This is a genomic window from Herpetosiphon llansteffanensis (genome assembly GCF_003205875.1).
Lineage (GTDB): Bacteria > Chloroflexota > Chloroflexia > Chloroflexales > Herpetosiphonaceae > Herpetosiphon > Herpetosiphon llansteffanensis.
Window position 1 is genome coordinate 1 of the sequence record NZ_PUBZ01000039.1, and the last position, 956, is coordinate 956.

Sequence of the window (956 nt, forward strand, 5' to 3'; positions counted from 1 at the left end):
ACGCCTGATGTGAGTTAGGCATCGTTGATAACCGTAAAGGTGAGGACATCGATCCCAAATCGCGCCCGCAATACGGCTTTGACGACGAGATGCGTCACCTTGCTCGCAATGCGGGTCGCCAATCCTTCCACCGTTTTGGCCAACAAGCGCTCGACATTCCGTCCGGTGTTTTGCAGTTCATGAAAGGTTCCTTCGATTCGTTCGCGGATCGAACCAAGCAGCCGATCAAACACCACCGGATTGGCTGGCTGATTGCGACGCTTGGCCGTCCAGATGCGATTCTTGGTGGTGGCGCGGACATCGTGGTGCCACTGTTCACCAAGAAACCCTGTATCCGACCAGACATCGGCATTGGTGATCTGGTCAAGAATTTCGTCGGCAGCGGCCCGTTCGTCGGTATGGGCTGGCACGAGGTCATAGGCGACCGGAATGCCGTCGAGGGTGGTGAGCATGACCAGTTTGTAGCCAAAATAGTGCAGGTTGCGGCTCGCACAATACCCATAGCTCGCACTGCCCGCGAAATCACTCCGGCGTTTCGACCGGCGATAGCCGACAACGGGAATGGGTTTGGTATCGAGAATGACCTGTGGGCATGCGACCGTTGCCCATGCAGCGAGCCACGACCGCCGGAGGGGTTCGAGCAAGCCGCACAGCCGGCGCGCATGGCGATTAAATTGGCTTTGATGCGGCAAGGTCGGAAATAAATCGCCATGGGTCGCCCGCAGAAAGCCTAAGAAGCTCCGTTCGCTGGGAAAGGGAACGACATCCATCGCCAACAGAATGGTGAGCACCTCGCTTGGGGTCAGTGCCGGAGCCGGACCGGGTCCTGGTGCGCTGGTGGCATGCGGTGACGCTTGATACCAATCATCAACGAGGACAGAGAGGATGGTCATCACATCAGACAATGGTATACTGGACATCGACGGAACTCCTTCTGATGGTGGGTAAGCACTTCC

Annotated in this window: 1 protein-coding gene; it reads right to left on the reverse strand. The window is 57.3% G+C overall.

Annotation, left to right across the window (positions count from 1 at the left end):
• Positions 1-14 precede the first annotated feature (14 nt).
• On the reverse strand, positions 15-920 hold the full coding sequence (locus C5S61_RS02485) for an IS982 family transposase (RefSeq protein WP_110513544.1): 906 nt from the start codon (positions 918-920) through the stop codon (positions 15-17).
• Positions 921-956: the final 36 nt, after the last annotated feature.

What these genes read in the sequence shown, in the direction of transcription:
- C5S61_RS02485 (WP_110513544.1), bottom strand. Translation starts at nt 920, where the DNA reads ATGTCCAGTATACCATTGTCTGATGTGATGACCATCCTCTCTGTCCTC.